At 67.4% G+C, this 24624-nt stretch carries 22 protein-coding genes; 10 read left to right on the forward strand and 12 right to left on the reverse strand.

Annotated elements, in window-relative coordinates; genetic code table 11:
• Positions 1 to 609 (forward strand): hypothetical protein (locus tag B9C43_RS57055; protein ID WP_160097038.1); only part of this gene is annotated, 609 nt, incomplete at its 5' end.
• A gap of 18 nt (positions 610 to 627) precedes the next feature.
• On the opposite strand, the gene B9C43_RS40665 is transcribed toward B9C43_RS57055, so the two are convergent.
• Both B9C43_RS40665 and B9C43_RS40670 read right to left on the reverse strand, forming a co-directional pair.
• Positions 628 to 1254, reverse strand: coding sequence for a hypothetical protein (locus B9C43_RS40665; protein WP_084432809.1), 627 nt, complete (start codon positions 1252 to 1254; stop codon positions 628 to 630).
• A gap of 82 nt (positions 1255 to 1336) precedes the next feature.
• On the reverse strand, positions 1337 to 2578 hold the full coding sequence (locus tag B9C43_RS40670) for a DUF1479 domain-containing protein (RefSeq protein ID WP_084432810.1): 1242 nt from the start codon (positions 2576 to 2578) through the stop codon (positions 1337 to 1339).
• An 89-nt stretch (positions 2579 to 2667) separates the two neighbouring features.
• Here B9C43_RS40670 and B9C43_RS40675 point away from each other — a divergent pair, with 89 nt between their 5' ends.
• Both B9C43_RS40675 and B9C43_RS40680 read left to right on the forward strand, forming a co-directional pair.
• Positions 2668 to 3747 (forward strand): ROK family transcriptional regulator, encoded by a 1080-nt coding sequence (locus tag B9C43_RS40675; RefSeq protein ID WP_084432811.1) that lies wholly within the window; start codon positions 2668 to 2670, stop codon positions 3745 to 3747.
• 109 nt (positions 3748 to 3856) lie between these two features.
• Positions 3857 to 6058, forward strand: a complete 2202-nt coding sequence (locus tag B9C43_RS40680) for an FtsX-like permease family protein (protein ID WP_160097040.1) — start codon at positions 3857 to 3859, stop codon at positions 6056 to 6058.
• Between the two features lie 7 nt (positions 6059 to 6065).
• Here B9C43_RS40680 and B9C43_RS40685 read toward each other — a convergent pair whose 3' ends face one another.
• Positions 6066 to 6599, reverse strand: a complete 534-nt coding sequence (locus B9C43_RS40685; RefSeq protein WP_084432813.1) for a hypothetical protein — start codon at positions 6597 to 6599, stop codon at positions 6066 to 6068.
• 134 nt (positions 6600 to 6733) lie between these two features.
• Here B9C43_RS40685 and B9C43_RS40690 point away from each other — a divergent pair, with 134 nt between their 5' ends.
• The 3 genes from B9C43_RS40690 (at position 6734) to B9C43_RS40700 (ending at position 11866) form a co-directional block, all read left to right on the forward strand.
• A complete protein-coding gene (locus tag B9C43_RS40690) occupies positions 6734 to 9607 on the forward strand; it encodes an AfsR/SARP family transcriptional regulator (RefSeq protein WP_084432814.1) in 2874 nt (957 codons plus the stop codon).
• A 105-nt stretch (positions 9608 to 9712) separates the two neighbouring features.
• Entirely contained in the window at positions 9713 to 10474 is a 762-nt protein-coding gene (locus B9C43_RS40695; RefSeq protein ID WP_033389332.1) for a hypothetical protein, read from the forward strand.
• 39 nt (positions 10475 to 10513) lie between these two features.
• Complete coding sequence (locus tag B9C43_RS40700) at positions 10514 to 11866, forward strand: MFS transporter (protein WP_143446947.1); 1353 nt, start codon at positions 10514 to 10516, stop codon at positions 11864 to 11866.
• Here the strand turns inward: B9C43_RS40700 and B9C43_RS40705 are convergent.
• Both B9C43_RS40705 and B9C43_RS40710 read right to left on the reverse strand, forming a co-directional pair.
• Positions 11832 to 12371, reverse strand: coding sequence for an AAA family ATPase (locus B9C43_RS40705; RefSeq protein ID WP_407657153.1), 540 nt, complete (start codon positions 12369 to 12371; stop codon positions 11832 to 11834). The two genes, B9C43_RS40700 and B9C43_RS40705, sit on opposite strands and share 35 nt — an antisense overlap.
• A gap of 17 nt (positions 12372 to 12388) precedes the next feature.
• On the reverse strand, positions 12389 to 13465 hold the full coding sequence (locus B9C43_RS40710; protein WP_084432816.1) for a ScyD/ScyE family protein: 1077 nt from the start codon (positions 13463 to 13465) through the stop codon (positions 12389 to 12391).
• Between the two features lie 218 nt (positions 13466 to 13683).
• Here B9C43_RS40710 and B9C43_RS40715 point away from each other — a divergent pair, with 218 nt between their 5' ends.
• Together B9C43_RS40715 and B9C43_RS40720 are read left to right on the forward strand one after the other, a co-directional pair.
• Complete coding sequence (locus B9C43_RS40715; protein WP_084432817.1) at positions 13684 to 14463, forward strand: SDR family NAD(P)-dependent oxidoreductase; 780 nt, start codon at positions 13684 to 13686, stop codon at positions 14461 to 14463.
• Between the two features lie 16 nt (positions 14464 to 14479).
• Entirely contained in the window at positions 14480 to 14863 is a 384-nt protein-coding gene (locus B9C43_RS40720; RefSeq protein ID WP_033389322.1) for an MmcQ/YjbR family DNA-binding protein, read from the forward strand.
• Here B9C43_RS40720 and B9C43_RS40725 read toward each other — a convergent pair.
• Positions 14856 to 15902 (reverse strand): ScyD/ScyE family protein, encoded by a 1047-nt coding sequence (locus B9C43_RS40725; protein ID WP_084432818.1) that lies wholly within the window; start codon positions 15900 to 15902, stop codon positions 14856 to 14858. The genes B9C43_RS40720 and B9C43_RS40725 overlap by 8 nt on opposite strands.
• Positions 15903 to 16075: 173 nt before the next feature.
• Between B9C43_RS40725 and cobF the strand changes: the two genes are divergently transcribed.
• Positions 16076 to 16855, forward strand: coding sequence for a precorrin-6A synthase (deacetylating) (cobF, locus tag B9C43_RS40730; protein WP_084432819.1), 780 nt, complete (start codon positions 16076 to 16078; stop codon positions 16853 to 16855).
• 6 nt (positions 16856 to 16861) lie between these two features.
• Here the strand turns inward: cobF and B9C43_RS40735 are convergent, their stop codons facing one another.
• Positions 16862 to 17917, reverse strand: coding sequence for a chitinase (locus tag B9C43_RS40735; RefSeq protein ID WP_143446948.1), 1056 nt, complete (start codon positions 17915 to 17917; stop codon positions 16862 to 16864).
• Positions 17918 to 18029: 112 nt separating this feature from the next.
• Positions 18030 to 19445, reverse strand: a complete 1416-nt coding sequence (locus tag B9C43_RS40740) for a sialidase family protein (RefSeq protein ID WP_160097042.1) — start codon at positions 19443 to 19445, stop codon at positions 18030 to 18032.
• A 70-nt stretch (positions 19446 to 19515) separates the two neighbouring features.
• On the opposite strand from B9C43_RS40740, the gene B9C43_RS40745 reads away from it, so the two are divergent.
• Complete coding sequence (locus B9C43_RS40745; protein ID WP_084432821.1) at positions 19516 to 20370, forward strand: DUF4429 domain-containing protein; 855 nt, start codon at positions 19516 to 19518, stop codon at positions 20368 to 20370.
• Positions 20371 to 20382: 12 nt separating this feature from the next.
• On the opposite strand, the gene B9C43_RS40750 is transcribed toward B9C43_RS40745, so the two are convergent.
• Genes B9C43_RS40750 through B9C43_RS40765 form a run of 4 tightly spaced genes read right to left on the reverse strand, consistent with a single transcriptional unit; the run spans position 20383 to position 24605 of the window.
• Positions 20383 to 21027, reverse strand: a complete 645-nt coding sequence (locus B9C43_RS40750) for a TetR/AcrR family transcriptional regulator (RefSeq protein ID WP_084432822.1) — start codon at positions 21025 to 21027, stop codon at positions 20383 to 20385.
• A 10-nt stretch (positions 21028 to 21037) separates the two neighbouring features.
• Complete coding sequence (locus B9C43_RS40755; protein WP_084432823.1) at positions 21038 to 23158, reverse strand: xanthine dehydrogenase family protein molybdopterin-binding subunit; 2121 nt, start codon at positions 23156 to 23158, stop codon at positions 21038 to 21040.
• A complete protein-coding gene (locus B9C43_RS40760) occupies positions 23155 to 24126 on the reverse strand; it encodes an FAD binding domain-containing protein (RefSeq protein WP_084432824.1) in 972 nt (323 codons plus the stop codon). Before B9C43_RS40760 ends, B9C43_RS40755 begins: the two co-directional genes overlap by 4 nt.
• A complete protein-coding gene (locus B9C43_RS40765) occupies positions 24123 to 24605 on the reverse strand; it encodes a 2Fe-2S iron-sulfur cluster-binding protein (protein ID WP_084432825.1) in 483 nt (160 codons plus the stop codon). Before B9C43_RS40765 ends, B9C43_RS40760 begins: the two co-directional genes overlap by 4 nt.
• Positions 24606 to 24624 lie beyond the last annotated feature (19 nt).

Consider the following 24624-nt stretch of genomic DNA (forward strand, 5'->3'; position numbering starts at 1 on the left):
TCCAACGGAATCAACACCCTCTTCACCGTCACCCCACAAGGACACGTCACCTACAAACCCGAACAACGCACCGTCTTCACCGGCGAAGGCACAACCACCCTGACCGCACACGGCAAGCCCATCACCATCAACACCACCGACCTCGACTACGCCAACACCTCACTCCTCGGCCTCACCTGGAAAACCCCCAACACCAACCGCACCTACAAACTCCTACCCGGCAACCACCACCTCACCACCTCCAACGGAATCAACACCCCCTTCACCGTCACCCCACAAGGACACGTCACCTACAAACCCGAACAACGCACCGTCTTCACCGGCGAAGGCACCGCGACACTGACCGTGCGCGGCCGGCCGATCACGTTCGACCTGAGGAATTCAGGGGCCAGCAGTTTCAGCGTCGTGGGTTTGACCACGCGGGCCGCAAACACTCTGGTGACACTCCGGTTCGTGCCGGGCGTGCACATCCTGCACCTGTCGGACGGCCGGAGGTTCACCTTCCGCGTCACCGAGTCTGGGCACGTCGACTACGATCACAGCCTCGACGCTGTGCTGTCCGGTCGGGGAAACTCGACGCTCGTGGTGCGGCGCGCACGAACGCGCTGATGGACGTCGGGCCTGGATTTACGTCGCCGGGCCCGCATCCACACCGGCGACGTAGATCCAGGCCGACGTGTCGACCTCTTTGGACACAATGTGGACGCACCGGTACTCCGCCGGGTCGATCCGGCGGTAACCGTGGCGGACCACGCCGTTGCGAATCACCTCCGATACGACGAGCACCAGGTCCGACTGCGGGGAACGCAACAGTTCCCGGTAGAGCGGTACGCCGTTGAGCAAGCGGCAGGTCAGGTTGATGTCGGTGCCGACCCAGCCGGACGGGCTGCGCAGCACCTCACCGGCATGCACCGCCACCCGCACCCGGATCCGGTGCTCGGCACCGACCATCGCGTTGTGCTGACGCAACCTGGCGATCAGCGACGGGATCAGCGGGTCGATAAGGTCCACCTTGGACGTCGACGGCGGAACGAGCACGATCATCCCGTCGCCGCGGTCCTCGACGACCAGTTTGCGCCAGCTGATCCCCGCGGCCCGGAAAGCCGACCGCACCATGGCGTCGAGCACGGTCCGGGCCCGCAACTGGGCGCAGTCGTCCCACTGGCCCGACCCGACCATGTCGATCGCCACAATGGACCGGTATTCTGGTGCCTGGACGCTGGAAACCCGTGATAGAGCGAACCGCACAGCCATCTGCCTCTCCCATCGGTCGACTGGGTTCTCAGCAGGGTTGTGCGCGGGTGCGGCGAGTCCTCCCCGGCCCGGACCGAGATTTTTAGCCGAAACCCATGCCGCGGCGGCCGATCTCGGTGAGGTCCTCGAAACGGAACCGGCCTTCCCAGTCGCGTTCGTAGTGCTCCTCGGGGAAGTCGGCCGGGCTTGAGCCGGTCAGGAACGCTTCCCGGACAGACGCCGCGTACCTCTCGTTACGTGCACACCAGGGCGCTGCTGGGATGTACATGACGTTGCCCCAACCGCGTTGGCCGGTGACGGGTGCGACGCTGTGGATCATGTCGCAGTGCCACCAGACGGAATCGCCCGCGCGCACGTCCGGAATTCCGGTCAGTGCCCCGACCAGCTGAGGGTGCCACTTCTCGTTCGCCGGGAAGACCTGGTTGACCGTGACGCCGCACATGTAGTCGTCGGGTACGTCACGCAGCAGCGGCCGCACCATCAGGTACGCCATCGCTTCCGGAATCGGCACGGTGTGCAGGACACCTTGGTCGTGGTCCATATCGGACAGCGCGGTCCACCCTTGGAACGAGCGGAACGCCGAGCACATGGTGGATCCCGGGTACTGCGGGCCGGTGGTCCGGTATGCGGCGTCCCAGGGGTCGTACGCCTCGACGTTGCCGTCGAACAAGTGCCGGAACGCTGCTTGGTACTCGCGGGTCATCCACAGGTCGAGGGTGCCGGGATCGCAATGTGCGCCGAGGCCGGCGGAGTCCGTGCCGGGTGGACGGCGGCGGATGCGGTCCGGGTAGAGCGCGTCGCGGGCCGGGTCGAACCATCCGTCGTGCTTCCACAGCGAGTTCAGGAAGAACTGGACGCGGGCCATCCGTTCGCTCTGCCTTGCCTGCATCTGCGCCCGTGACCAGTAGATCGGGTAGATCTCCGGCTTCGAGTCGACCGTGCCGAAGAAGTCGTCGCCCGGGCCGGTGTACGCCTCGAAGAAGTGGTTGCGCTCGACGTAATCGAGGATGTCGGCGTCCCACTCCAGGGCTTGTGACCGGTCGAAGTGGCCACGCACGACCAGGCAGCCGCGGCGCTTGAGTTTGTCCAGCTGCGCCCGGGTGACCGTGTCGTTTTCGATGTCGGCGTACTCGATGACCGGCCAGACCTCCGGGTCGGCGTCGATCTCGTCGAGGCGTTGCTCGATCAGCCGTTGCACCGCGGCGAACACCTCGTCGATGCTGCGGCCGGACGACTCGATCCGGTCCCGCAGCGCGGTCTTCACCGCCCGGATCGCCTCGGGCAGATCGTGCGGTGTGGTCTGCCAGTTCGGAATCGTGAGCATGTCCAGCCACCTTCAGTCAGGTCTCCTAACTGGTTCTCACGGTAACGTCCGGCCACGATCCAGGCAACACTCCTTACTAGAATGCCGGCATGACCAAGCCGAGCCTCGACCTGCTGCGCTCGATGACCGACGAGCACGTGCTGCGTGCCCTTATGCAGCATGAACGGGCGACGCGAGCCCAGATCGCGGCGACGACCGGCATTTCCAAGCCGACGATCTCGGAGAGCGTCCGCAGGCTCACCGAGGCCGGTCTCCTCATGGACACGGGTGAGCGCACGACCGGGCGAGGCGGAGTGGGCTCGTACTACTCGCTGTCTGAGGACGTCGGCGTGGCGTTGGTCGTCGACATCGCCCCGTCGGGCGTGACGGGTGAGGCAGTGAACGCCTTCGGTACGACGGTTGCGCGCGCTTCTGTGCCGTTGGACCGCTCGGCTGGTGAGGCACGGACTGCGCGGGCGTTGAGAAAAGTGACCAAGGAGATCGGCGGCGCGGCGCGAACAGCCGTTGTCAGCGCCGCGGACCCGGTTGACCGGAGGACCGGAGCACTCGTGCACCTGCCGGACGCGCCGTTCCTGGTCGGCTCACTCGATCCGGTCGCCGTCATGCGTCCGCTGGTGGACGGCCCGGTGCTGGTGGACAACGACGTCAACTGGGCCGCCCGGGCCGAGAGCGATTCCGGTTGCGCCCAAGGGGTTCGCGACTTCGTGTACCTGCACCTCGGCGAAGGTCTCGGCTTCGCGGTGATCAGCGACGGTGAAGTGCGACGCGGCCACCGCGGCCTCGCGGGCGAGATCGCGCACGTCTCCACGACCGGCCCTGACGGCACGGCCATGCCGCTGACCGAGGTCTTCGCGGCACTCGGGCTTCGTCAGCCGTCCTCCACCGCGATCGACACCGTCGCCCTGCGCGCCGCCTCGGCGGAGCATCGGGAGTCGATCGCCCGCGCGGTGTGCGGCGTGCTGATGGCCGCTGTTTCACTCGTAGATCCCGAGATCGCCGTGATCGGCGGCGAGTGGGGCCCCGATCTGGCGGAGAACATCGACCGGCACCAAGGCACTCGCAAGGTGCCGCTGGTCAAGGCACAGATCCGCGATCCAGCGATGACGGGTGCACGGACCCATGCCGTGCAGGAACTCAGGTCGGCCATCGTCAGCCGAAGCGGCCGCTGACGCTGCCGAACCGGGCTCGTCCGTCAGCAACACTCGACTCCGGAAGGCACGCGCCACTCAGGAAGGTCGACTTCGCACCAAGCTATACACCGTGTGTATAGTCGGCCGGGTGAGCGTCCCTCGTCTTGTCAACGACCTCGTGCTCGGCGTGCGGCTGGCCGTCGGGAGCGGCCGTAATTCCCTGGTACGACTGGCTTTGACGGCGATCGGCGTCGGGCTCGGGGTGATGGTTCTGCTCGTCGCGGCCTCCGTACCGCACATGATCGACGCGCGAAACGAACGCGGCTCGGCCCGTACCGCCGACTCGAGCCAGCCCGTGCCGGGCGTCGACCCGGTGTACGCGGTCCAGCGGTCGGATGAGTTCCAGGGCCGCGGGATGCAGGGCTATCTCGTCGCTCCGACAGGCCCCCGCGCGCCGCACGCACCTGGCGTCGACCGGTTGCCCGGGCCAGGTCAGGCGGTCCTGTCGCCCGCGTTGGTCCAGCTGCTGGAGTCGCCGGAGGGCGAGATGCTGCGGCCGCGTTTCACCCAGCAGATCATCGGCACCGTCGGCCCGGATGGCCTGACCGGACCGAACGAGCTGTACTTCTACATCGGATCGGACTCCGCGTCCGCGATGCCAGACGCGGCACGGATCAGCCAGTTCGGCACGCCGTGGGCAGGACGCGGACTGACCACAGTGGAATGGCTGCTGATCGTGCTCGGCGCGACGTCGTTCCTGATCCCGGTGATCGTGTTCGTCGCCACCAGCACCCGGCTCGCCGCATCGGTGCGTGACCGGCGGCTGGCCGCGTTGCGGCTGATCGGCGCGGGTAGCGCACAGGTCCGGCGGATCGCGGCGGGCGAGGCGTTCGTCGGTGCCGTCGCCGGGCTGTTCCTCGGTCTGGGCTTGTTCTTCTTGGTACGCAGCCTCGTGCCGATGGTCACCGTGTCGGCGTTCCGTGGTGGCATCTTCGCCTCGGACGTTCGTCCGGACTGGCGCCTGGCCGTCCTGATCGCCGCGGGACTGCCCGCTTTGGCGGTCACGATCGCGACAATGTCGTTGCGTCGCACGATCATCGAACCCCTTGGCGTGGTCCGGCGCGCGAGTACCGCACCCCGGATACTGTGGTGGCGGCTGATCCTGCCGCTCGCCGGTGGCACATTGCTGCTGGTGGCGACCGATGGCCGCAGATTCCCGCTGATCGCCGGGATCACGCTGCTCCTGCTGTCGGTGCCGGTGCTGCTGCCGTGGATCGTGGAACTCGTGACCAACCGGATCAACGCGGGCGGGTCACCGGCTTTCCAACTCGCTGTGCGCCGGTTGCAAATGGACACCGGCACAGCCGCCCGCGTCGTCGCGGGTGTCGCGGTGGTGCTGGCCGGAGCGATCGCCCTGCAAACGGTCTACGAACGCGCGGACAAAGAAACCACGCCGCCCGGTCAAGGGCAGATATCGGCTTCGTACTTCGCGAACTCGCTCGCCCAGATCGACGCGTTCGCCTCGGCGATCCACAGCATCGACGGACTGGCCCACGTTCCGATCAGCACAACCGGCCGGGTTGTCGACTCCGCGGACGAGCACCATTCCATAGTGGTCGAGTCATGCGCCAGCATCCGCGTCAGGCCTTGTGTTGACGGCGATGTCTTTGCCAGTCCATCGGTCAAGGTGTCCCCCGGTGAGGCCGTGTGGTTCGGTGAGCACCGAGCCGGTGCTCCACAGTGGACGATCCCGCGCCTGACCCGGATCGCCGGAGACGACGCCCAACTCGTGATCACCCCGGGCGCACTGGCCTCCGCCGGCCAGGTCGCGCTCTACTCGAACACGCACGTGCCGGCCACCGGTGATCCCGCGCTGATCGAGCAGATGCGCAACGCCGTCGGCCGCCTCGGCTGGAGCGGAGTCGTGTACTCGCAGGGCACCAGCCGGGATGCCAACTACCTGCTGATCAGCCGGATCCTGCAGATCGGCGCGTTCATCACGCTGCTGATCGCCATCGCGAGCCTGATCGTGGTAGCGCTTGAGCAAATGCGGGAGCGCCGCCGTTCCCTCGCCGTGCTCACCGCGAACGGCGTCCCACGGTCCATTCTGGCCAGAGCTTTACTCTGGCAGACCAGCATTCCCGTCGCCGTCGCGGTGGCCGTCGCCACCGTCGCCGGACTGGCCTTGGCCGCGATGCTGCTCACCGCGACCGGCCGCCCCGTCGACATCGACTGGACGACTGTGGCTCTCTTCGGTGGTGTCGCCCTTGGCTCGGTCCTGCTGGTCACCGCGCTCACGCTGCCCGCGCTGTGGCAGGCGACCAGCACGACCGCCTTGCGGGAAGTGTGAAAGCCGGCTACTGGCCACGAAGTCGTCGTGCCGCCAGCAGCAGGCTCACGGCGTCCGGTTCGACGTCGACGAAGAACAACGACTGGTCGGCCGAAGGATGGTCACCGCCCCAGGCCACAACGCCGTCGAGATCGCTGACGATGGCACGGGCCGCGACCACCTGCGGCGCGAAGAACCGGGTGCCTTGCCGGATCCGCACGGCCGTGCCTGAGGCCAGGTTGGACTCCGGCAGCCAGTCCTTGACCGCGCTCGGCGGGCACCAGCCGGTGACGTCCCCGTCACGCAATTCGATCACTCCGGTGTGGACGCGGCGAATCACGTACGCCAGAACGGCTTCCACTTCACCTGTGCGGACCTGTACTCCGCTGAGCGGGGTCCCGGGCACCGGACGGGTGTGAATCCGGCCATACGCGTCGGCCGCCAGCTCCATCTCCCAGCCGTTGAGCGACTTCGTCCCGGTCCGGACGCACTCGTGCCGGTCCCGCAGCCGGTCCAGCACGTCTTGCAGGTGTTGTGGTGTTCGCGCCAGCGGCAATGTCATGCCCCTCAGTCCCCCAGTGAACCAGTGACATCGAGTGGCGCGAGAGTGTCAGATGCCACTGCACCCCGGCTGAAGTCTCACGGAAGTGCACAGCTCAGCGGTAGTCTCTGGCGACCAGGAAGGGAGCCTGCGCAATGCCTGAGGTCCGGTTTGGTGTGCTTGGGCCGGTCACGGCGTGGCGCGGGACCGAGATGGTCGGCCTCGGCCCCAGCAAATGCCGCCAGGTTCTCGGAATGCTCCTGTTGCACGCCAACCGCCGCGTGGACCGTGAGCAGATCATCGAGTGCGCCTGGGGTACGACCCCGCCGCGAAGCGCGATCAACCTCGTCCAGAAGTACGTCGGCGACGTGCGCCGGGCACTGGGGCTGGACGGCAATTCGCTGATCACCGTGGGAACCGGCTATCTGCTGCGCGTGGCACCGGACCAACTCGACAGCACCAAGTTCTCCACCGATCTGGCACACGCCCGGGAAACGAGGAACGGCGGCGACCTGGTCGGCGCCCGGCAGACGCTGGCCGACGCGATGGCGATGTGGCGTGGACCGGCGTTCAGCGGCATCGACACCCCCGCCGCGGACATCGAACGCGCCCGTCTCGACGAGTACCGGGTCGGGGCGCTGGAGGACATCGCCGAACTCGACCTGGTGCAGGGCGACCACGCGCTGGCCGTGGCGGAGTTGTCGCGGCTCGCGACCGACCATCCGTATCGCGAACGGGTACGCGAGCTGCTGATGATCGCGTTGTACCGCAGCGGCCGTCAGGCTGACGCGTTGGCCGTCTACCAGGACATTCAGCGGCTGCTCGCGGAGGAACTGGGAGCCAACCCCGGACATGGGCTGCAACGCGTGCACGCCCAGATCCTGCGCGCGGACCCGGCGCTGTCCGAGGGTGCCGCGCCACGGGAGCTGGATTCGCTCGCGGTGTGCCAGTTGCCCGCCGACATCCCCGACTTCACCGGCCGGACCGAATCGCTCGACGAGGTGCTCGGCCTGCTGACCGGCGGCCGGACCGCGGTCATCGTCGGCGCGCCGGGGACAGGGAAGTCCACGCTGGCGGTGCGAGCGGCGCATCGCGCGCGGGAGATGTTCCCGGACGGACAGCTGTACCTGGACTTGGCCGGAACCGCGGACGTGCCAAGAGACCCGGCGATGATGCTGGCCGAGCTGTTGCGGGCACTCGGCGTCACCGACGCGGTGATGCCGGACGGCCTGCACGAGCGGGCGGCGTTGTACCGCTCCACGCTCGCCGGCCGTCAAATGCTGGTGCTGTTGGACGACGCCGCCGGAGCGCACCAGGTGCGTCCGCTGCTGCCGCCGTCCGGTGGTTGCGCGGCGCTGGTGACCAGCCGGCACTTGCTGGCCGACCTGACCAGCGCGCATCACGTCGAACTGGACGTCTTGCCCAGCGACGACGCCCGCGAGCTGCTCGCGGGCATTGTCGGCAGCGCGCGGGTCAACCGGGAGCCCGAGCAAGCCGCCGCGATCGTCGAGCTGTGCGGAAACCTGCCGCTCGCCATCCGGATCGCGGGTGCCCGGCTGGCCAGCAGACAGGCGTGGACGTTGCAGGTGCTGCAGGACAGGCTGGAGGACGAGTCACGGCGGCTGCGCGAGCTGCGCGTCGGCGATCTGGACATCCGGGCGAATTTCGACCTGAGCGTCCGGATGGTGCCCGAGGACAGTGCCCGGGCGTTCCGGCTGATGGGACTGCTCGGCGCGGAAAGCCTGCCAGGCTGGGTGATCGGCGCGTTGATCGACCAGCACGACGCGGACGACGTGCTCGACGCGTTGGTGGACGCCAACTTGGTGCGTCTGATGGACACCGACAACGTGGGACAACCGCGGTACCGGCTGCACGACTTGCTGCGGACGTATGCGGCTAAAGCGGCTGAGGAGCATTACCCGCTGGACGAGCGGCGTGCTGCCGTGCAACGGGTTCTCGCCGCATGGCTCGCGCTGGCCGAACAGGCGCGGGATCTGTTCTACCCCAGTCTTTTCGAGCCGACGCCAGGCACCGCGCCGCGCTGGAAACCGGACTACGCCGTCGTCGACCCGATCGCGTGGTTCGACGTCGAGCGCGGCAGGCTGCTGCACGCGATCCAGCTCGCGGTCGACTGGGACCTGGACGAGCTCGCGTGGGAACTCGCGGCCGCCGCGGTGCCGTACTACGACCACCGGAGCCTTTACCAGGATTGGACGCGAAGCCACCGGGTCGCACTCGCGGCAACGCGTGCGGCAGGCAACACCCACGGGGAAGCCGTGTTGCTGCAAAGCCTCGGCCAAGTCCACATCTACCGGGACGAAGACGCCAAAGCGCTGCGGTCGTTGAAACGCAGCCTGGAGCTGCACCGCGAAACCGGGGACAAGCGCGGCATGGCGCTCGCCCTCGCGGGCCTGGCAACCATGCGGCGCGTACACAACAACTACGACCTCGCACTGGGCGACGCGTGCACGGCCTTGAATCTGTTCATAGAGGTGGGTCACCGGCACGCGGAAGCGCAGCTGCGTAGCGCCATCGGCCTGGTCCGGCTCGAGCAGGGCAACCTCGACGACGCCCGAGAATGGATCGACAGCGGGCTGACCGTGGCCCGCCAACTGCGCGACCGCCACCGCCAAGCGGTGATCTTGCGTAATTCAAGCAAGTACTACCAGGCAAGTGGCGATACGCCGGCGGCGTTGCGGTGCCTGACAAGGTCGTTGACGATCTTCAAGGAGATCGACGACGAGCGGTGCGCAGCCTATGCGGAGCAACGAATCGGCGCCGTCTACGCACAGCTCGACGACCATTCACGTGCGCGATGCGCGTTGGAACGCGCGGCTGACGTGTTCTACGTCAACGGCGACCGGCGCAACGAAGCCGAATGCTGGCAACAACTCGGCGAACTGGACATGCGGCACGGCGAGTCGGAAGCCGCCCACAGGCACCTGGGCATGGCCCTTGAGCTCTGGCAGGCGATCGACCAAGCCGACCGGGCCGCGGCGGTCGAGAAGGCGCTGCAGGAGATCGGATAGCCCGAGCCGTTACGGCACGCCTGAAACGGTGCCGATCTTCGAGCGCGAACCGCCGCGGTGAGCTACGGTCGTGCCCTCGGTGCAAGCAACTGGGGGCTGGACACTATGGACACCATCGAGGCCAAGCGGATCGAGGCCACGAACTACGAGCGCTACCAGATGGCGACCGGCTACGGCTGGCAGTTCTGGGCGGACGTGCCCGCCCTGCTGGACCGGTGGCAGGTGCTGCCGTTCAACCAGCGCGGCGACAAGCGGCTGGCGTTCGGTGTGGTCCAGGGCAACTACCAGGGCCTGCCGTTCACCGTGTTCGACTTCCACCGGCGGCCCGTGGTCACCAGCGTGCACACGCGATGGACCAACAAGAAGGTCAACGAGCTCGACACGATCACCATCGACAGCGTCTGGGTGATCACGCTGCCGGTCGCGATGCCGTTCTTCCAGATCGTCGGGGACACCGAGCCGACGTTCGACACCGAGCCGTATCCCGAGCCGCCGACACCGGACCGCAAGTTCAACCGCTGGTACAAGATGATCGACACCGACCCGAACGTCGCCATGCGGATCCTCACCCCGCCGCTGTGCGCCGCGATGCGCCAGCTCAAGCTGCACAACTGGTCGCTGGTGGGCAACGAGCTGCTCTACGTCGAGCACCCGATCTTCGGCCGGACCAAGCCGGACGAGATCGTCGAGACCCTCGGCAAGCTCGCCCAACTGGTCCCGCTGCTGCCCATGCACCAGCCCGCTCCCCCACCGCCGCCACCCATGCCGCAGTACCCCCAGCAGCAGTACCCACCCCAGCAGCACTATCCCCCGCAGCAGTATCAACAGCAGCAGCCGTACGGATACCCTCCCCAGCGCGGTTACTGAACGGATAAGCTCGGCCACAGGCAATCACGGGGGGTGACTGTGGCCGATCGCATCACGTCGTGGTGGCGTATCGGCTTCATCTGCGCGGTGCTGCTGCTCGAGGGGATGAGCTCGTCCAGCATCAACGTGCAGATCGGTGCGCTGGAGCGCCATTTCGGGCTGTCACCTGCGCTGTTGCAGCTCACCGTGGGTGCGTTCCTGATCGCGTACGCCGGGCTGTTGCCGCTGGCTGGACGATGGGTCGACACCCGCGGCGGCCGGACGGTCTTCCTGTGGGGCGTGGCGCTGTTCGGGCTTGGATGCGTCATCTGCGCCGCCGCACTGTCCGGTTTGTGGTTGGTGGCAGGCAGGTTCGCGCAGGGAGCGGGCGCGGCGCTGAGTGCTCCCGCCGCTGTGGCGTTGATCATCGCGGGGTTGCCGCCCGGGAAGACGCGCAATCAGGCGATGGGGCTGTACGCGGCCATGGGCGCGGTCGGGTTCTCCCTCGGTTTGGTGTTGCCCGCGTTCGTGGTGACCGAACTGGGGTGGCGCGCGAGTTTTCTCGTGTACTTGCCGTTGGTCGTGGCGATGCTGATCATCGGGCAGACCATCCAGCGTTCGGCAGCACCAGGTGGAAAGCTCGATCCGTTGTCGGCGATCGCCGTGACGATCGCGATGATGCTCGCGGTGCACGCCATCGCCGACGTCTGCAACGCTCCACTGTGGAGCACAGCGGTGCAGCTGGGCGGCGCACTTCTGCTGGGCATGACCGTGAAACTCAGCGGGCGGCGCCTGTTCCCCGTGGAGGTGACCAGATCCGCGGGTGTGTTGAGCGGATCCTTCGCACTGGCCGGGGTTTTCGCGGCACTGGTCACGTCCGTGTACCTGGTAAGCCTTGCGCTGCAAGCAAACAACACCGCGTTCGAGGTCGGTCTCGCGCTGGTGCCGCAGAGCATCAGCAACGCGATCGCGACGATGTTCGGCGCGAAGCTGGTGACCAGGTTCGGGGCACGCAAAGTGCTCACCACGGGCATGGCGCTGGTCGTGACCGCGCTGGGCTACCTGGGCACGGTCGGCATGAGTTTGCCTTACGCCGCAGGACTTCTGCCCGCGTTCGTGATCATCGGCATCAGCATCGCGCTGAGCTATCCGGCCGCGTCGATCATGGCTGTGGACGCGGTCCAGCCCGAGCACCACGGCTCGGCCGCCGGGCTGCTGACCAGCTTCCAGAACGTGGGCGGCGCGGCCGGGCTGGCCGTCGCCACGGCCGCCGCCGTGGTGCCGTTGCCCGGCAGCGGCGTGCCGCCGGAGCCGGGCCAACTGCTGTCCATGGCGATGATGGTGTTCTTCGGCCTGGTCGTCGCCGGTATCTGGTGGTTCAGTCGACGGACGCTTCTGACCACACGCGGCTGAGGATCTCCTCGACGGTCTGCTCCGGCGTCTGGTCGGAGGTGTCCAGCCACAACCCGATCCTGGGCGTGTCCTCGCGCAGGCCCTTGTCCAGCAGCTCGATCGTCCACTGGTCGTACGTGTCCGCCTTGGACCTGCCCTTTTCCCTTGCCAGGACGGCCTCCGGCCGCGGCGCGAGCACGACGACAAGCAACGGCCGCTGCCTGATCATGTGCACCATCTCGCTGAGCGGCTTGCCGAGGATGACGTCCTGCGCCACCACCGTGAAGCCTTCACGGAAGTACTCGTCGCACGCCATCGCGGTCAGCTTGTACCGCAACCGGAGCTGTCGCCACGCCTCATCGGACGGGTCGGGCGTCATGTCCGCACGACCGTTGACGATCATGCGCCGGAACGAGTCGCCGCGCACATGTACCGACCGCTCCAGCCGCTCAGCCAGCAGCTGGGCGATGGTCGACTTGCCCGCTGCCTGGATCCCGGTGATCAGGATGATCGCCTGCTGGGTCATAAGGGACATCATGCCCACTAGCGCAACGCAATTCGGACGACCTTGCCGGTACCAGGGCAAACGCCGCAGTCGGAGACGTAGGCGGCGCCGTCCCGCAGGGCGAGTCCGCCGGGCCCGGTGAGCGCGGTCGTGACGATCTGGTGCGAGCCGTCCCGCTTGACCTTGATCAACGCCCCGGTCATGTCGCCGGAAAGCAGGCCGTTGTGCGCGATTTCCAGCACGTACAAGGTGCCGTCACGGTCGAATGCCAGGTCGACGACATTGGTGAAGCCGGTGGCGTGCACGGTCGGCGCCTGGCCGGGCACCACGCGGAAAACGCTTGCGCGGCCGACCGGGAACGGAAATCCGGTGAGCTGGCTGACGTAGTACGCGCCGTCTGGCCCCTGGACCACGGCCGTCGGCACGGCCTGCGACGGGATCTTCCTCCCGGGCGGCAGGCCAAGGAAGTCCGGTGCGTCGACCATCTGGCTCGGGAAGACCGCGAGCGTGGACACGGTGCCGTTGGGTGCGACCTTCACCAGCGAGTTCCCTGCCGCGTCAGCCACAGCCGCACCTGCCGATGTCAGGGTCACCGAGTTCGGGTTGGTTTCCGCACCCGCGCCATCGGGGTCGGCTTGTCCCTCGTAGCCCGCGATGTCCGCGAGCCTGACCACACGCCCGCCCGCCGAGAGCAGCAAACGGCCCGCGTTCTGGCCCGCACCAGGCAATTCGTCCCGCTTCGCCGGCGCGGTGGCCAGTCCGACAGTGAACACCGGGAAGTCGCCGACGACCGCGACGTCCGACGGGCCCATCGCCTGAGTGCCGTTCGGCGCGGCAATGGACGAAAGCCCTTGCACCACACGCTTTTGCTGACCACGGCTGACCTTGGTGATCGCGCCGGAAGCCCCGAAGCAGACGTCCCCGCCTTCCGGGCCAGGGAAACACGGTCCTGCGCCACCACGACCCGCTTCGGCCACGTACAGCGTCCCGTCGTGCGTGAACGCCAAACCACGCGGGTTGTCCAGGCCCGAGGCCACTGTCGTGGCTTCCTGTGCCATCACCGGTGTCGGAAAAAGCGTGAGCAGTCCGGCCGCGAGCACGGCTAGCGTTCTCATCCGAGAGTCCCTTCCGCTGAACAGCAGTCCAGATCAGGGAATACCGGCGCTCGCGACCCCGCTTCAGCCCCTTTCGGCCCCTACCAAGCGATTCCGCAGCACTGGCAGGTCGTCCGCACTCACGTACCGGGTGATGTCCAAGGAGCGCACGGTGTCGTCGCACTGCATGATCAGGTTGCCTGCCCCAAGCTGGAGACAGCACGCAGGAGGAGGAGATCATGCGACTGGACGTTTCCGGCAAGACCGCGCTGGTCACGGGCTCGACCCAGGGCATCGGCACGCAGATCGCGAAAGGACTGGCCAGTGCGGGGGCGACCGTGGCGATCAACGGCCGCGGTGAGGACAAGGTCAAGGCCACGATCGACCAACTCGGCGACGGCTTCGTCGCGGCACCGGGCGACATCTCGACCGACGCGGGCACCCAGCAGGTTCTCGACGCCGTGCCCGATGTGGACATCCTGGTCAACAACCTGGGCATCTTCGGCGCCGCCGAGCCACTTGAGATCACCGATGACGAGTGGCGCCGCTACTTCGAGGTGAACGTGCTCGCCGCGGTCCGGCTGACCCGCGCGTACCTGCCGGGCATGATGAGCCGCGGGTGGGGCCGGATCCAGTACATCGCCAGCGATTCCGCGGTCGCCATCCCCGCCGAGATGATCCATTACGGCATGTCCAAGACGGCGTTGCTCGGTGTGTCCCGCGGTTTCGCCAAGGCCGCGGCCGGCACTGGCGTGACGGTCAACGCGGTGATCGCGGGCCCGACGCACACGGGCGGTGTCGAGGACTTCGTCTATCAACTTGTCGACAAGGACTTGCCGTGGGACGAGGCCCAGCGTGAGTTCATGCGCGAGCACCGGCCGCAGTCGCTGCTGCAGCGGCTGATCGAGCCGGAAGAAATCGCGAATATGGTGGTGTACTTGAGTTCTCCGCTCGCCTCAGCGACCACCGGCGGCGCGGTGCGGGTGGACGGTGGCTATGTGGACTCGATCCTCCCCTGACCTCTAGCCTCGGCCCATGAGCGTCCCCGACGAGGTCCTCACGCGATTACGCGAAGTCTGCCTGGCGCTGCCCGAGACCTACGAGGAACAAGCGTGGCTCGGCACGCGGTGGCGGATCCGCAAGAAGACCTTCGCGCACGTGCTGCTGGTCGAGGACGGCAGGCCGCCGTGGTTCGCGGACGTCATCTCCGGCGACGGCCTGGTCCTGGCGTTCCGCGCGTCGCCAGAGGAGTTGCACGCGCTGGCGAACGCGGGCCCGCCGTTCTTCAAGACGGTCTGGCCCGACGACATGATCGTCATGATGCTCGGTGACGACACCGACTGGGCTGAAGTCACCGAGCTCATGACCGATTCCTACTGCGTGATGGCCCCGAAGTCGCTGGCCAAACGGCTCACTTGAGCGGCACCCGGACGACCGTGCCCTGACCGGCGCACGTGCCGCAGTTGGAGATGTAGGCCGCGTTGCCCTTGATCGCCAGGCCGCCCGGCGCGGTCAAGCCGGTGTCCAGCACGGTCTCGTGCGATCCGTCCTCGCCGACCTTGATCAGCGCCCCCGCCGGTGGACCCGCCGTCAGGCCGTCCTTGGCGATTTCCAGCACGTACAGCGTGCCGTGCCGGTCGAAGGCGACATCGATGATGTTCGTGAAGCCGTCCGCGAACACCTCGGGCTGCTTGCCCGGCCACACCTTGTAGACCCGTGCCGAACCCGGCTTGAACGGGAAGCCGGTGAGTTCGCCCACGTAGAGCGCGCCGTCAGGCCCTTGAGCGACCGCGGTCGGCACGGCCTGCGCGCCGTCGTGGTCTGCGAAGGTCGCGATCGTCCAGACCTTGCCGGTCGGGCCCACGCCGAGCAGCGAGTTCCCGCCCGCGTCGACCGCGGTGTAGCCCCACGGGCTGGCGATCACCGACGTCGGGTTGGTGTCCAACGCCCCGCCGTCAGGATTGGCCGTGGCCTCGTAGGTACCCAGGTCAGCGACTGTTTTCAGGCCACGGTAGCCATCGCTGCGCAGCGTGGACAGCCCTTGGGCCGCCTCGGGCAGCTTCGTGCGTTGGTCCGGCGCCGCGCCGAGGCCGATCGTGAACGCGATGGAACCGCCCCTGGCGACCACGTCGGTCGGGCCGAGTGCGTTGGTGCCCGCGGGGGCAGCGACCGACGGCAGGCCGCTCAGCACCCGTTTGTGCTTGCCGTGCTCGATCTTGGTGACCGCGCCGGACGACCCGAGACACGCCTCGCCTTCCGGTCCGGCGAAGCACCCGTCCGTCCCGCCACGACCGGATTCGGCGACGTACAGATCGCCGTCGAGCGAGAACGCCAGCCCGCGTGGGTTGTCCAGACCGCTCGCAACGGTGGTGACCTTCGGGCCGCCCGCGTACGCGACGCCTGGAACCAGTGCGGCGGCGACAATTCCCGCTGCCAGTACAGCAATCGTTCGGTTCATCCCGACCTCCCCAATTGAGTCTATTTCGGACAGTTGGCTGCCGCGACTCGGCAAGCAGGCTAGTGCTTGCGCGTGGTGTGAATGAATGTCCGGAAGGGACGTCGCTGAAGGCCTTTCAGGCACCGGGCTAGACCGGTCCACCGGCCAGTGAGCGGATGAGCGACACTGGGGGCATGCGAAGGATTCTCGTGATCGGCATCGGCGCTGGTGACCCCGAGCACATCACCATGCAGGCGGTGACCGCGCTGCGCCAGGTCGATGTGTTCTTCGTACTGGACAAGGGCGAAGTCAAGCAGGACCTGGTCGACCTGCGCCAGGAGATCCTGCGGCGCTACGCCCCCGACGGCGGCTACCGAGTGGTGTACGGCCGTGACCCAGACCGCGACCGCACGACGGAGGCCTACGTCGAGGCCGTGGACGACTGGCGCAGGCGCCGCGCGGACGTCTGCCAGCAGATGATCACCGCCGAGCTGGCCGACGGGCAGACCGGCGCGTTCCTGGTCTGGGGCGACCCGACGCTGTACGACAGCACCCTGGCCATCCTCGACGACATCGCCTCCCGCGGCTTCGAGCTCGACATCGAGGTGATTCCCGGGATCAGCAGTGTCTCCGCACTGGTCGCCCGGCACCGCGTACCGCTCAACCAGGTGGGAAAACCGGTCCAGATCACCACCGGGCGACGGCTTTCCGTGCACTGGCCGTCCGATGTGGACGACGTCGTGGTGATGCTCGACGCGCGGACCGCGTTCACCGGGCACGTCGGCGAGGACGCGGACATCTACTGGGGTGCCTACATCGGAACTCCGGACGAGATCCTGATCAGCGGCAAACTGTCCGAAGTGGCCGGTGAGATCGTGGCCAAGCGCACCGAAGCACGGCAGCGCAAGGGATGGATCATGGACACGTACTTGCTGCGGCGCAGCGCCCCGCCCGCGCCGGACGGGGCGCACTGAGCTGTTTTACCGGCCCTGCAGCCGCTTGACGTTGTTGCCGAACGTCCAGTTCTTCGAGCCGTCCCAGTTGATCGACCAGGTCATCAGGCCCTTCAAGGCGCCGTTGTACCCGCTCCACGCCTGCGAGACCAGGCTCGTCGACATGTAGCCGCCGCCCGCGCCCGGCTGCGCGGGCAGGCCCGGCGCCTGCTTGTCGTACGGCACGCGGATCGTGGTGCCCTGGATGACCAGACCACGGTTGAGGCAGTCGGTCTGCGCACGGAACCCTTGCACTGTCCCGGCTTGGTAGGAGTCACCGGAGCAGCCGTACATGCTTCCGTTGTAGTACTGCATGTTCAGCCACCACAACCGGCCGTTGTCCGCGTACTTCTTGACAATCGGCAGGTACGCGCCCCAGATCGAGCCGTAGACCACGCTGCCGCCGGTGACGTACGCGGTCTCCGGCGCCATCGTCAGGCCGAAGTTGGCCGGCATCTGCGCCAGCACGCCGTCGATGATCCGAATCAGGTTGGCCTGCGACGGCGACAGCGTGTTGATGTTGCCGCTGCCCACCAGGCCGGTCTCGATGTCGATGTCGATGCCGTCGAAGTTGTACTTCTTCAGGATCGGCACGATCGTGGCCACGAACCTGTTCGCCACGGTCGCCGAGCTCAGGTCGATGCCTGCCGTCGCACCGCCGATGGACATCAGGATGGTCGCGCCCGCCGCCTTGGCCTCGCACATCTCCGCTGGTGTCGCGACTTTCACCGTCGCGTCCATGCCGTCTTCCCACAGCACGGTCCCGTCGGAACGGATCACTGGGAACGCGGCGTTGATGACGTTGTACCCGGCGTTGCGGATGCGTGCGTCAGTGATGGGTGTCCAGCCGAACGGCGGGTGCACGCCGTTGGATGCGCCGTCCCAGTTCTCCCAGTAACCCTGGAGCACTTTTCCGGCTGGTTTGGATTTCACCGCGCACACGTCCGCCTGGACCTGTACTGGTTGTGCTGTCGCGGGGATGGGCGCTGCGGCTGCCAGCAGCACGCCCACGCCGAGGGACAACAGACGGGACAGTCGAGCCATGACGGCTCCCTTCTGGGGCACAGCCTGGCAACCGGCGTTACCCAACCGCCGGCTCGCGCCGCCAGAAACCGATCTGCAGGGTCCCTCCAACGTAATGGCCTAGACCACTTGGTCACAACCCCGCGATCGGCTGAAACCGGCCGGCGAAGACGTCCGACCGGTTCGCCGGATCCTTGCCCGCCTTGGGGAACAACGGGACGAACGAGCCGCCGGACGCCACCAGCCCGTGGTAGTCACCCAGGTACAGCGACCTTTCCGGCCGGTCGACCGTCGGTGCGCCCGCGAAGTCGAACGTGGCGACCCGCTGCTCACGCCACGTGACACCGTCACTGGAAGTCGCGAGCGAGTACCTCGCCGGCAGGGTCGCCGGGTCGGAGGTGTTGTCCCGCAAGTCGTAGTACGTCACGCCGACTGTGCCGTCCCACAGCACCGCCAACGCGGGCGAAAACGCTTGCGCGGCCACTGGAACCGGGGCGCTCCACGTCAGACCGCCGTCCCGGGAACGCGACAGCACGATCCCGTCGTGCTTCCCGCCGGAGAACCGGGAGTCCTGCCAGGCCAGGTACAGGTCCCGGCCGCTCGCGGCGGCGTGGACGAAGTCCGAGCCGTCCCGGATCGGTGTGCCGGTGTCCGGGTCCTTGGTACCGACCTTGGTCAGGTCGGCGACCTTGACCGGCGCCGACCACGTCTTGCCCTTGTCGGCCGAGGAGATCACGGCGATCTCCTCCCACTCGGCCCCGGAAGCGTCCAGGTAGTACCGGGTGAAAGCGTTGACCAGGGTCCCGTCCGGCCGGACCACGATCTTGTTGGCGATGGTCTGGCTGTTGAGCCCGGGCGCGTAGACGACCTTCGGCGGCTCCCAGGTCCGGCCGCCGTCGACACTGCGCGCGAGGTACGCGGAGCCGGTGAACTCGGTCTCGGTGAAGACCTCGATCTTCGTGAAGACCATGTAGACGTATCGCGAGTCGGTCGGATCCGCGGTGACGGCAGGCAGGTCGTTGAACACCGACTCGCCGCCCTCACGGACAAGCACCGTCGCCGGGCCCCACGTCAGCCCGCCGTCCCGGGATCGCGAAACCTGGATCGCGTGCTCGGAACCGGGTTCGAAGAACGCCTTCGTCATCGCCAAAGTAGCCAGATAGGCGGTGCCGTCCGGTGCGACGCTCACCCACGAGTCGGTGGCACGCTTGAAGTTCCCGGCGCCCGAGCATTGCGAGGTGGGCGGGACCGACTGGCGCCACGTCCGCCCGCCGTCGAACGACGTGGCCGTGACAACGCCCTGCGACGCGATGCTGGACCACCTGTCCTGCTGGTACGTCCCGACCAAGTGCCCGGGATTCCTCGGGTTCACCGCGGCATGCGACTGCACCTCGGAATTCCAGTGCAACGTGCCCGGCCCGGTCTCGCTGCACGCAGGCGGAAACGGCGACGGCCCGGACACCTTCGTCAAGGTGGCGTCCGCGTAAGCGTTTGTCCCCACGGTCAACGCGCTCGCGGCGAGCACGGCAACAGTCAACAGTCGCATCATGAACCCCCAGGTCCTCCAGTGCCGCGTCCCCAGGCTAACCGCACTCGACCGGTCATGGCATGGTTCTGCCATGGACGAAGTACTGGGGCGGGACGGGACGTGGACGTTCGACCTGGAAACCCTCCGGATCGTGCCCGGCCACGGCCGCGGTGTGCACAAGTTGCGGCAGGCGATCGGGGAGTTGTCCATCCCGTTGGAAGCGATCGCCAGTGTCGTGTACGAACCCGGTCGCAAGGGCGCACGCCTCCGGTTGCGGCTGCGTGACGGCGCGGACCCGTTGAGCCAGGTGACAGCTGGACGCCTCTCGGAGAACGCTGATCCGTATCTGCTTGCCGTGGACACCAACCAGATCGGGACGAGCCAGTACTTCGCCGAGTCCGTGCGCACCGCACTGATGGTCCATCAGGTCCCGTCGACTCCTGTCACGCGCTATCTGCTGCCCACGCAGCCCACGCCGATCACTGCGGCGGCAGGTGACGGCACGGCGACCTTCGACGGCGAATACATCCGGTTGGACTGGAGCTGGATGGCCGAGGACAGCAAATCCGCGGCCGGTCCCGTCCAACTGGCACTGTCCGATGTGACCGCCGTGGAATGGCGGCCGCAGAAGGGCATCAGCTACGGATTCCTGCGGTTCCGGACAAAGACCGACACGAACGCGGTCGCCCCCGAGCACGACCGGCACTGCCTGGCCTGGGGGATCCAGCGGGATGGCGGGACGACCGTACTGGTCGCCGCCGCCGTGGTTTCCCGGCTGCCGCACCCGTCCACTGCTCGCGCGTTGCCTGAGGCCGCCGCACCGGCCAAGGCCGACGATCCCGACGCGATGCTGCGCCGTCTGCGGGAACTGGGCGAGTTGCACAAGTCGGGGATCCTGACCGACGAGGAGTTCGCCGCGGCCAAGCGAAAACTCCTCGAAGACTAGAACGCCGGGTGATCACCGGGCCTGCTGGCCGCGCAGGAAAGTCTCGACGATCCGGTGCAACGTGGGCTCGAACTCCGACGCGTGCCCGAGCTCGGGCATCTCGCGGTACAGCCGGGCCAGCGTCTCCGGCGGGTTGGCCATCTGGTGCAGGCTCGCGGCCACCGAACTGACCACGGTCACCAGGTCGAGGATGTCCTCGTCGGTCAAACTCGGCAGCAACCTGCGGACATCCTCGGCGAGCTCGAAGATCCCCGGCATGATCGTGAGCTTGTACTCGCGGACCGACTCCAGCGGCACGGTCCGTTCGAGGTTCAACGGGACATGCGCGATCAGGTCACACAACAGCGGGCGCGTGGCCAGCGTCTCGGCGAAGGCCGCCGCCACATCGCCGATCGAGCCGGCCTTCGCCAGCAGCTCGCGCATCTCCACCGCCCAGCTCACGTAGTCCGCGGCGGCGATCTTCAGGTAGATCTCGTCGCGGGTGGTGAAGTACTTGAGCAGGGCGGACTTGTGCATGCCCACCTCGGCGGCGATGTCGGCGAGGCTGGTGTCGCGCACGCTGTCGCGTTCGGCGAGAGCGCGCGCGGCACTCAGGATCGCGTCGTAACGCTGTTGCTTCTGCTCAGGGCGGCGCGCCCGCTGGAACTCCTGCGCCATACGTCCATCATCACAGCAACTTGTCCAAAGTGATCGGCAGGTCACGCACTCGCTTGCCGGTGGCGTGGAACACGGCGTTGGCCACCGCGCCCGCGACGCCGACAATGCTCACCTCGCCGACCCCCAGCAGCCCGAGGGGCATGTTCGGGTCCGGTTCGCCCAGCCAGTGCACGTCGATGTCCGGGATGTCCGCGTGCACGGGCACGTGGTACTCGCTCAGGCTCGGGTTCATGATCCGGCCGGTGCGCGGGTCGACGAGTGTCTCCTCGGCCAGCGCCATACCGATGCCCATCACGATCCCGCCACGCAGCTGGCTGGCGACGGTCTTGGCGTTGATCACCGTGCCGACGTCGAAGGCGCCGACGAAACGGGCGATCCGGATCTCGCCGGTCTCCGGGTCGACCCTGACCTCGCAGAACTGGGCACCGGACGCTGCCTTCACATGCCGCCTGCTGGACAGCACCAACTGCAGCGTCTTGAGGTTGTTCCGCAGGTCACCGCCGCCGGACGTGGCCTCGACAAAGCCCTTCCGGTCCAGTTCACGCCGCTTCTTGTCGATCTTGCGGCACGCGTCGAGCACGGCCGCCGCCACGCTCGCGGTCTGCCCGGAGCCGCCTGCGCCGGGCGCGAACGGCAGCTCGGAGTCACCCCACTGGACGGTCACGGAGTCGACCGGGACGTTCAGCGCGTCCGCTGCGATCTGCGCCTGCGCGGTCGCCGCACCCATGCCCATCTCGTGCATCGCGACCTTCACCAGGACCGTGCCGTCCTGGTTGAGCCGGACGTACGCGTTCGATCCGAACTGCCAAGCGGGGTGATACGCGGTCGCCACGCCCATCCCGACCAGCCACTTGCCGTCCCGCATCGAGCCGGGCTCGGGCGTACGGGCGGCCCAGCCGAACTTCTCGGCGCCAAGGGCGTAGGCCTCGCGCAGCATCCGGTGGCCGAACTTGTTGCCGTTCACCGGGTTTCGTGCGGGCTCGTTGCGCATCCGCAGGTCGATCGGGTCCATGCCGAGCTGGTAGGCCAGCTCGTCCACCGCCGATTCCAGCGCGAACGACCCGATCGATTCGCCGGGTGCCCGCATGGAGGTGTTCGACAAGACGTCGAGTGTGACTGTGTGCTGCTGGGTGTGGATGTTCGCCGCGTCGTAGGCGTGGTTGGTCATGGACACGATCTGCTCACCGGCACCACCGACGTGACCGAGCCTGGTCACGCTCGTGTGAATCAACGAGGTCAGCTTGCCGTCGCGCTCGGCACCCAACGCGACTCGCTGCGTTGACGGCGCCCGTCCGCCGACAGTCCGGTAAACACTCTTGCGGCTCAACGACATCCGGACCGGACGCCCGGTTGCCTTCGCTGCCAGGACCGCGAGCACCGTGCCTGGCCAGAGGTTGATCTTGCCGCCGAACCCGCCGCCGACAAACGGGCAGACGACCCGGATGTTCCCGACCGGGATGTCGAACTTCTTCGCGAGGTGCGTACGGACATAAGGAATGTTCTGCGTGGTCTCGTGCACCGTGAGCTTGTCGCCTTCCCAGTACGCGGTCGTGGCGTGCGGCTCGATCGCGTTGTGGTGGTGCGGCGGGGTGGTGTACTGCTCGTCGACCACGACCGGCGCCTGGGCGAGCGCTTTCTGCGCATCGCCCTTCTTGGCGCCAGTTCCCAGCGGGCTCGACTTCTGTTTCACGGCCGTAGGAACAGCGGCCTGGAAGTCCACAGTGGCCGGTAAGGTCTGATACCGCACGCGCACAAGGGAAGCGGCGTGCCGCGCGGCGTCGGCGGACTCCGCGACGACTATCGCGACCGGCTGGCCGTCCCAGTGCACCTCGTCGGTGTTGAGGTAGTTGACGTTCGTACCCGGCGCGAGCGAGTTCAGATCGATCAGGCTCGTCGGCGCGGTCGGCTTGGTCCGCGGGGCGTTCTTGTGCGTGATCACCGCGATGACACCGGGATGCGCCTCGGCCTCAGCGGTGTCGATGCTCTCGATCCTGCCCCGGCTGATGGTCGCGTGTGTGAGGGCCGCGTAGGTGATGTCCGGATACGGGTACTCGGCCGCATACCGGGCTTGCCCAGTGGTCTTGGCAGGTCCGTCTTTGCGGTCGACGGGCTGGCCGATGACGCCGGTCATGGGTTCACCTCACGCAGCATCGCGACGATGGCCCGGATGGCCAGTTCGACCTTGAACTCGTTCTGCTCGGTCGGAACGGCGGCGGCCAGCTCGGCCTCGGCGGCGCGGCGGAACTCCGCTTCGCCTGCCTGTGCCCCTGCCAGGATCCGTTCGGCTTCGGTTGCGCGCCAAGGCTTTGTGCCGACGCCGCCGAGTGCGAGCCTGATCTCGGTGATCCTGCCGTCCCGGGTTTCCATCGCGGCAGCCACGGAGACGAGCGCGAACGCGTAGGATGCCCGATCCCTGATCTTGCGATACCGCGAGTTCTTGGTCGTCTCAGGGATCTCCACGGCCGTGATCAGTTCATCCGGCTCGAGGGTGGTCTCCAGGTGTGGCGTCTGTCCCGGCAGCCGGTGGAATTCACCGATCGGGATCCGGCGTGTCCCCCGTACGCTTTCGACTTCGACTTGCGCGTCCAACATGGTCAATGCGACGGCCATGTCGGAGGGATGCGCGGCGATGCAGTTCGGGCTCACGCCAAGGATCGCGTGACCACGGCTGAACCCGCCGATCGCATCGCATCCACTGCCCGGCTCACGTTTGTTGCACCGGGACGCCGAGTCGTAGAAGTAGCTGCATCGAGTGCGCTGCAACAGGTTCCCGCCGACGGTCGCCATGTTGCGCAGCTGCCCCGACGCACCGGCCAGAATCGCCTGCGCCAGCACGGGATATTTGGTCCTGATGAGCGGATGCGAGGCCAGCGCGCTGTTGCGCACCAGTGCGCCGATCCGCACCCCGTTGCCGACTGCGGTCACGCTGGTCAACGGCAGCCTGGTGATGTCGACGACTGTCCCGGGGCGCTCGATGTCCTCACGGATCAGGTCGACGAGGTTGGTGCCGCCGCCGAGGAACTTGGCGTTCGGCGTGGTCGCGATCGTCTGGACCGCGGACTGGACATCGGTGACGCTGACGTAGTCGAACGGCCTCACGACGCCACTTCCTCGATCGCCCGCACGATCCCGTTGTACGCACCGCACCGGCACAGGTTGCCGCTCATCCGCTCCCTGATCTCCTCCTCGGTGAGCTCGGCCGACTCCTCGATGTCCTCGGTGACCACGCTCGGCATGCCCGCCTTGTGCTCGGCCAGCATCCCGATCGCCGAGCAGATCTGGCCGGACGTGCAGTAGCCGCACTGGAACCCGTCCGTGCGCACGAAGGCCTGCTGCAAGGGGTGGTCCACGCCTTCGATCGTGGTGATCTCCTTGCCCTCGTACTGCACAGCCAAGGCCAGACAGGACACGATCCGCGTCCCGTCGGCCAGTACCGTGCACGCACCGCACGCGCCCTGGTCACAGCCCTTCTTGGTGCCGGTGAGCCCGAGCTGCTCCCGCAGCGCGTCCAGCAGGCTCACTCTCGGCTCGACATCCAGGACTTCCTCGCGCCCGTTGACGCGCAGCGTCACTTCCACAGCACTCTCCTTCCCGGCC

It is taken from the genome of Kibdelosporangium aridum (genome assembly GCF_900176515.1).
Classification (GTDB): domain Bacteria; phylum Actinomycetota; class Actinomycetes; order Mycobacteriales; family Pseudonocardiaceae; genus Kibdelosporangium; species Kibdelosporangium aridum.

Excerpts from the sequence above, each read along its gene's own strand:
- B9C43_RS40755 (WP_084432823.1), bottom strand. The coding sequence starts at position 23,158 with ATGACCGGCGTCATCGGCCAGCCCGTCGACCGCAAAGACGGACCTGCC.
- B9C43_RS40720 (WP_033389322.1), top strand. The coding sequence starts at position 14,480 with ATGAGCGTCCCCGACGAGGTCCTCACGCGATTACGCGAAGTCTGCCTG.
- cobF (WP_084432819.1), top strand. The coding sequence starts at position 16,076 with ATGCGAAGGATTCTCGTGATCGGCATCGGCGCTGGTGACCCCGAGCAC.
- B9C43_RS40710 (WP_084432816.1), bottom strand. The coding sequence starts at position 13,465 with ATGAGAACGCTAGCCGTGCTCGCGGCCGGACTGCTCACGCTTTTTCCG.
- B9C43_RS40670 (WP_084432810.1), bottom strand. The coding sequence starts at position 2,578 with ATGCTCACGATTCCGAACTGGCAGACCACACCGCACGATCTGCCCGAG.
- B9C43_RS40740 (WP_160097042.1), bottom strand. The coding sequence starts at position 19,445 with ATGATGCGACTGTTGACTGTTGCCGTGCTCGCCGCGAGCGCGTTGACC.
- B9C43_RS40695 (WP_033389332.1), top strand. The coding sequence starts at position 9,713 with ATGGACACCATCGAGGCCAAGCGGATCGAGGCCACGAACTACGAGCGC.
- B9C43_RS40690 (WP_084432814.1), top strand. The coding sequence starts at position 6,734 with ATGCCTGAGGTCCGGTTTGGTGTGCTTGGGCCGGTCACGGCGTGGCGC.
- B9C43_RS40725 (WP_084432818.1), bottom strand. The coding sequence starts at position 15,902 with ATGAACCGAACGATTGCTGTACTGGCAGCGGGAATTGTCGCCGCCGCA.
- B9C43_RS40745 (WP_084432821.1), top strand. The coding sequence starts at position 19,516 with ATGGACGAAGTACTGGGGCGGGACGGGACGTGGACGTTCGACCTGGAA.
- B9C43_RS40750 (WP_084432822.1), bottom strand. The coding sequence starts at position 21,027 with ATGGCGCAGGAGTTCCAGCGGGCGCGCCGCCCTGAGCAGAAGCAACAG.
- B9C43_RS40675 (WP_084432811.1), top strand. The coding sequence starts at position 2,668 with ATGACCAAGCCGAGCCTCGACCTGCTGCGCTCGATGACCGACGAGCAC.
- B9C43_RS40685 (WP_084432813.1), bottom strand. The coding sequence starts at position 6,599 with ATGACATTGCCGCTGGCGCGAACACCACAACACCTGCAAGACGTGCTG.
- B9C43_RS40715 (WP_084432817.1), top strand. The coding sequence starts at position 13,684 with ATGCGACTGGACGTTTCCGGCAAGACCGCGCTGGTCACGGGCTCGACC.
- B9C43_RS40735 (WP_143446948.1), bottom strand. The coding sequence starts at position 17,917 with ATGGCTCGACTGTCCCGTCTGTTGTCCCTCGGCGTGGGCGTGCTGCTG.
- B9C43_RS40665 (WP_084432809.1), bottom strand. The coding sequence starts at position 1,254 with ATGGCTGTGCGGTTCGCTCTATCACGGGTTTCCAGCGTCCAGGCACCA.
- B9C43_RS40705 (WP_407657153.1), bottom strand. The coding sequence starts at position 12,371 with ATGACCCAGCAGGCGATCATCCTGATCACCGGGATCCAGGCAGCGGGC.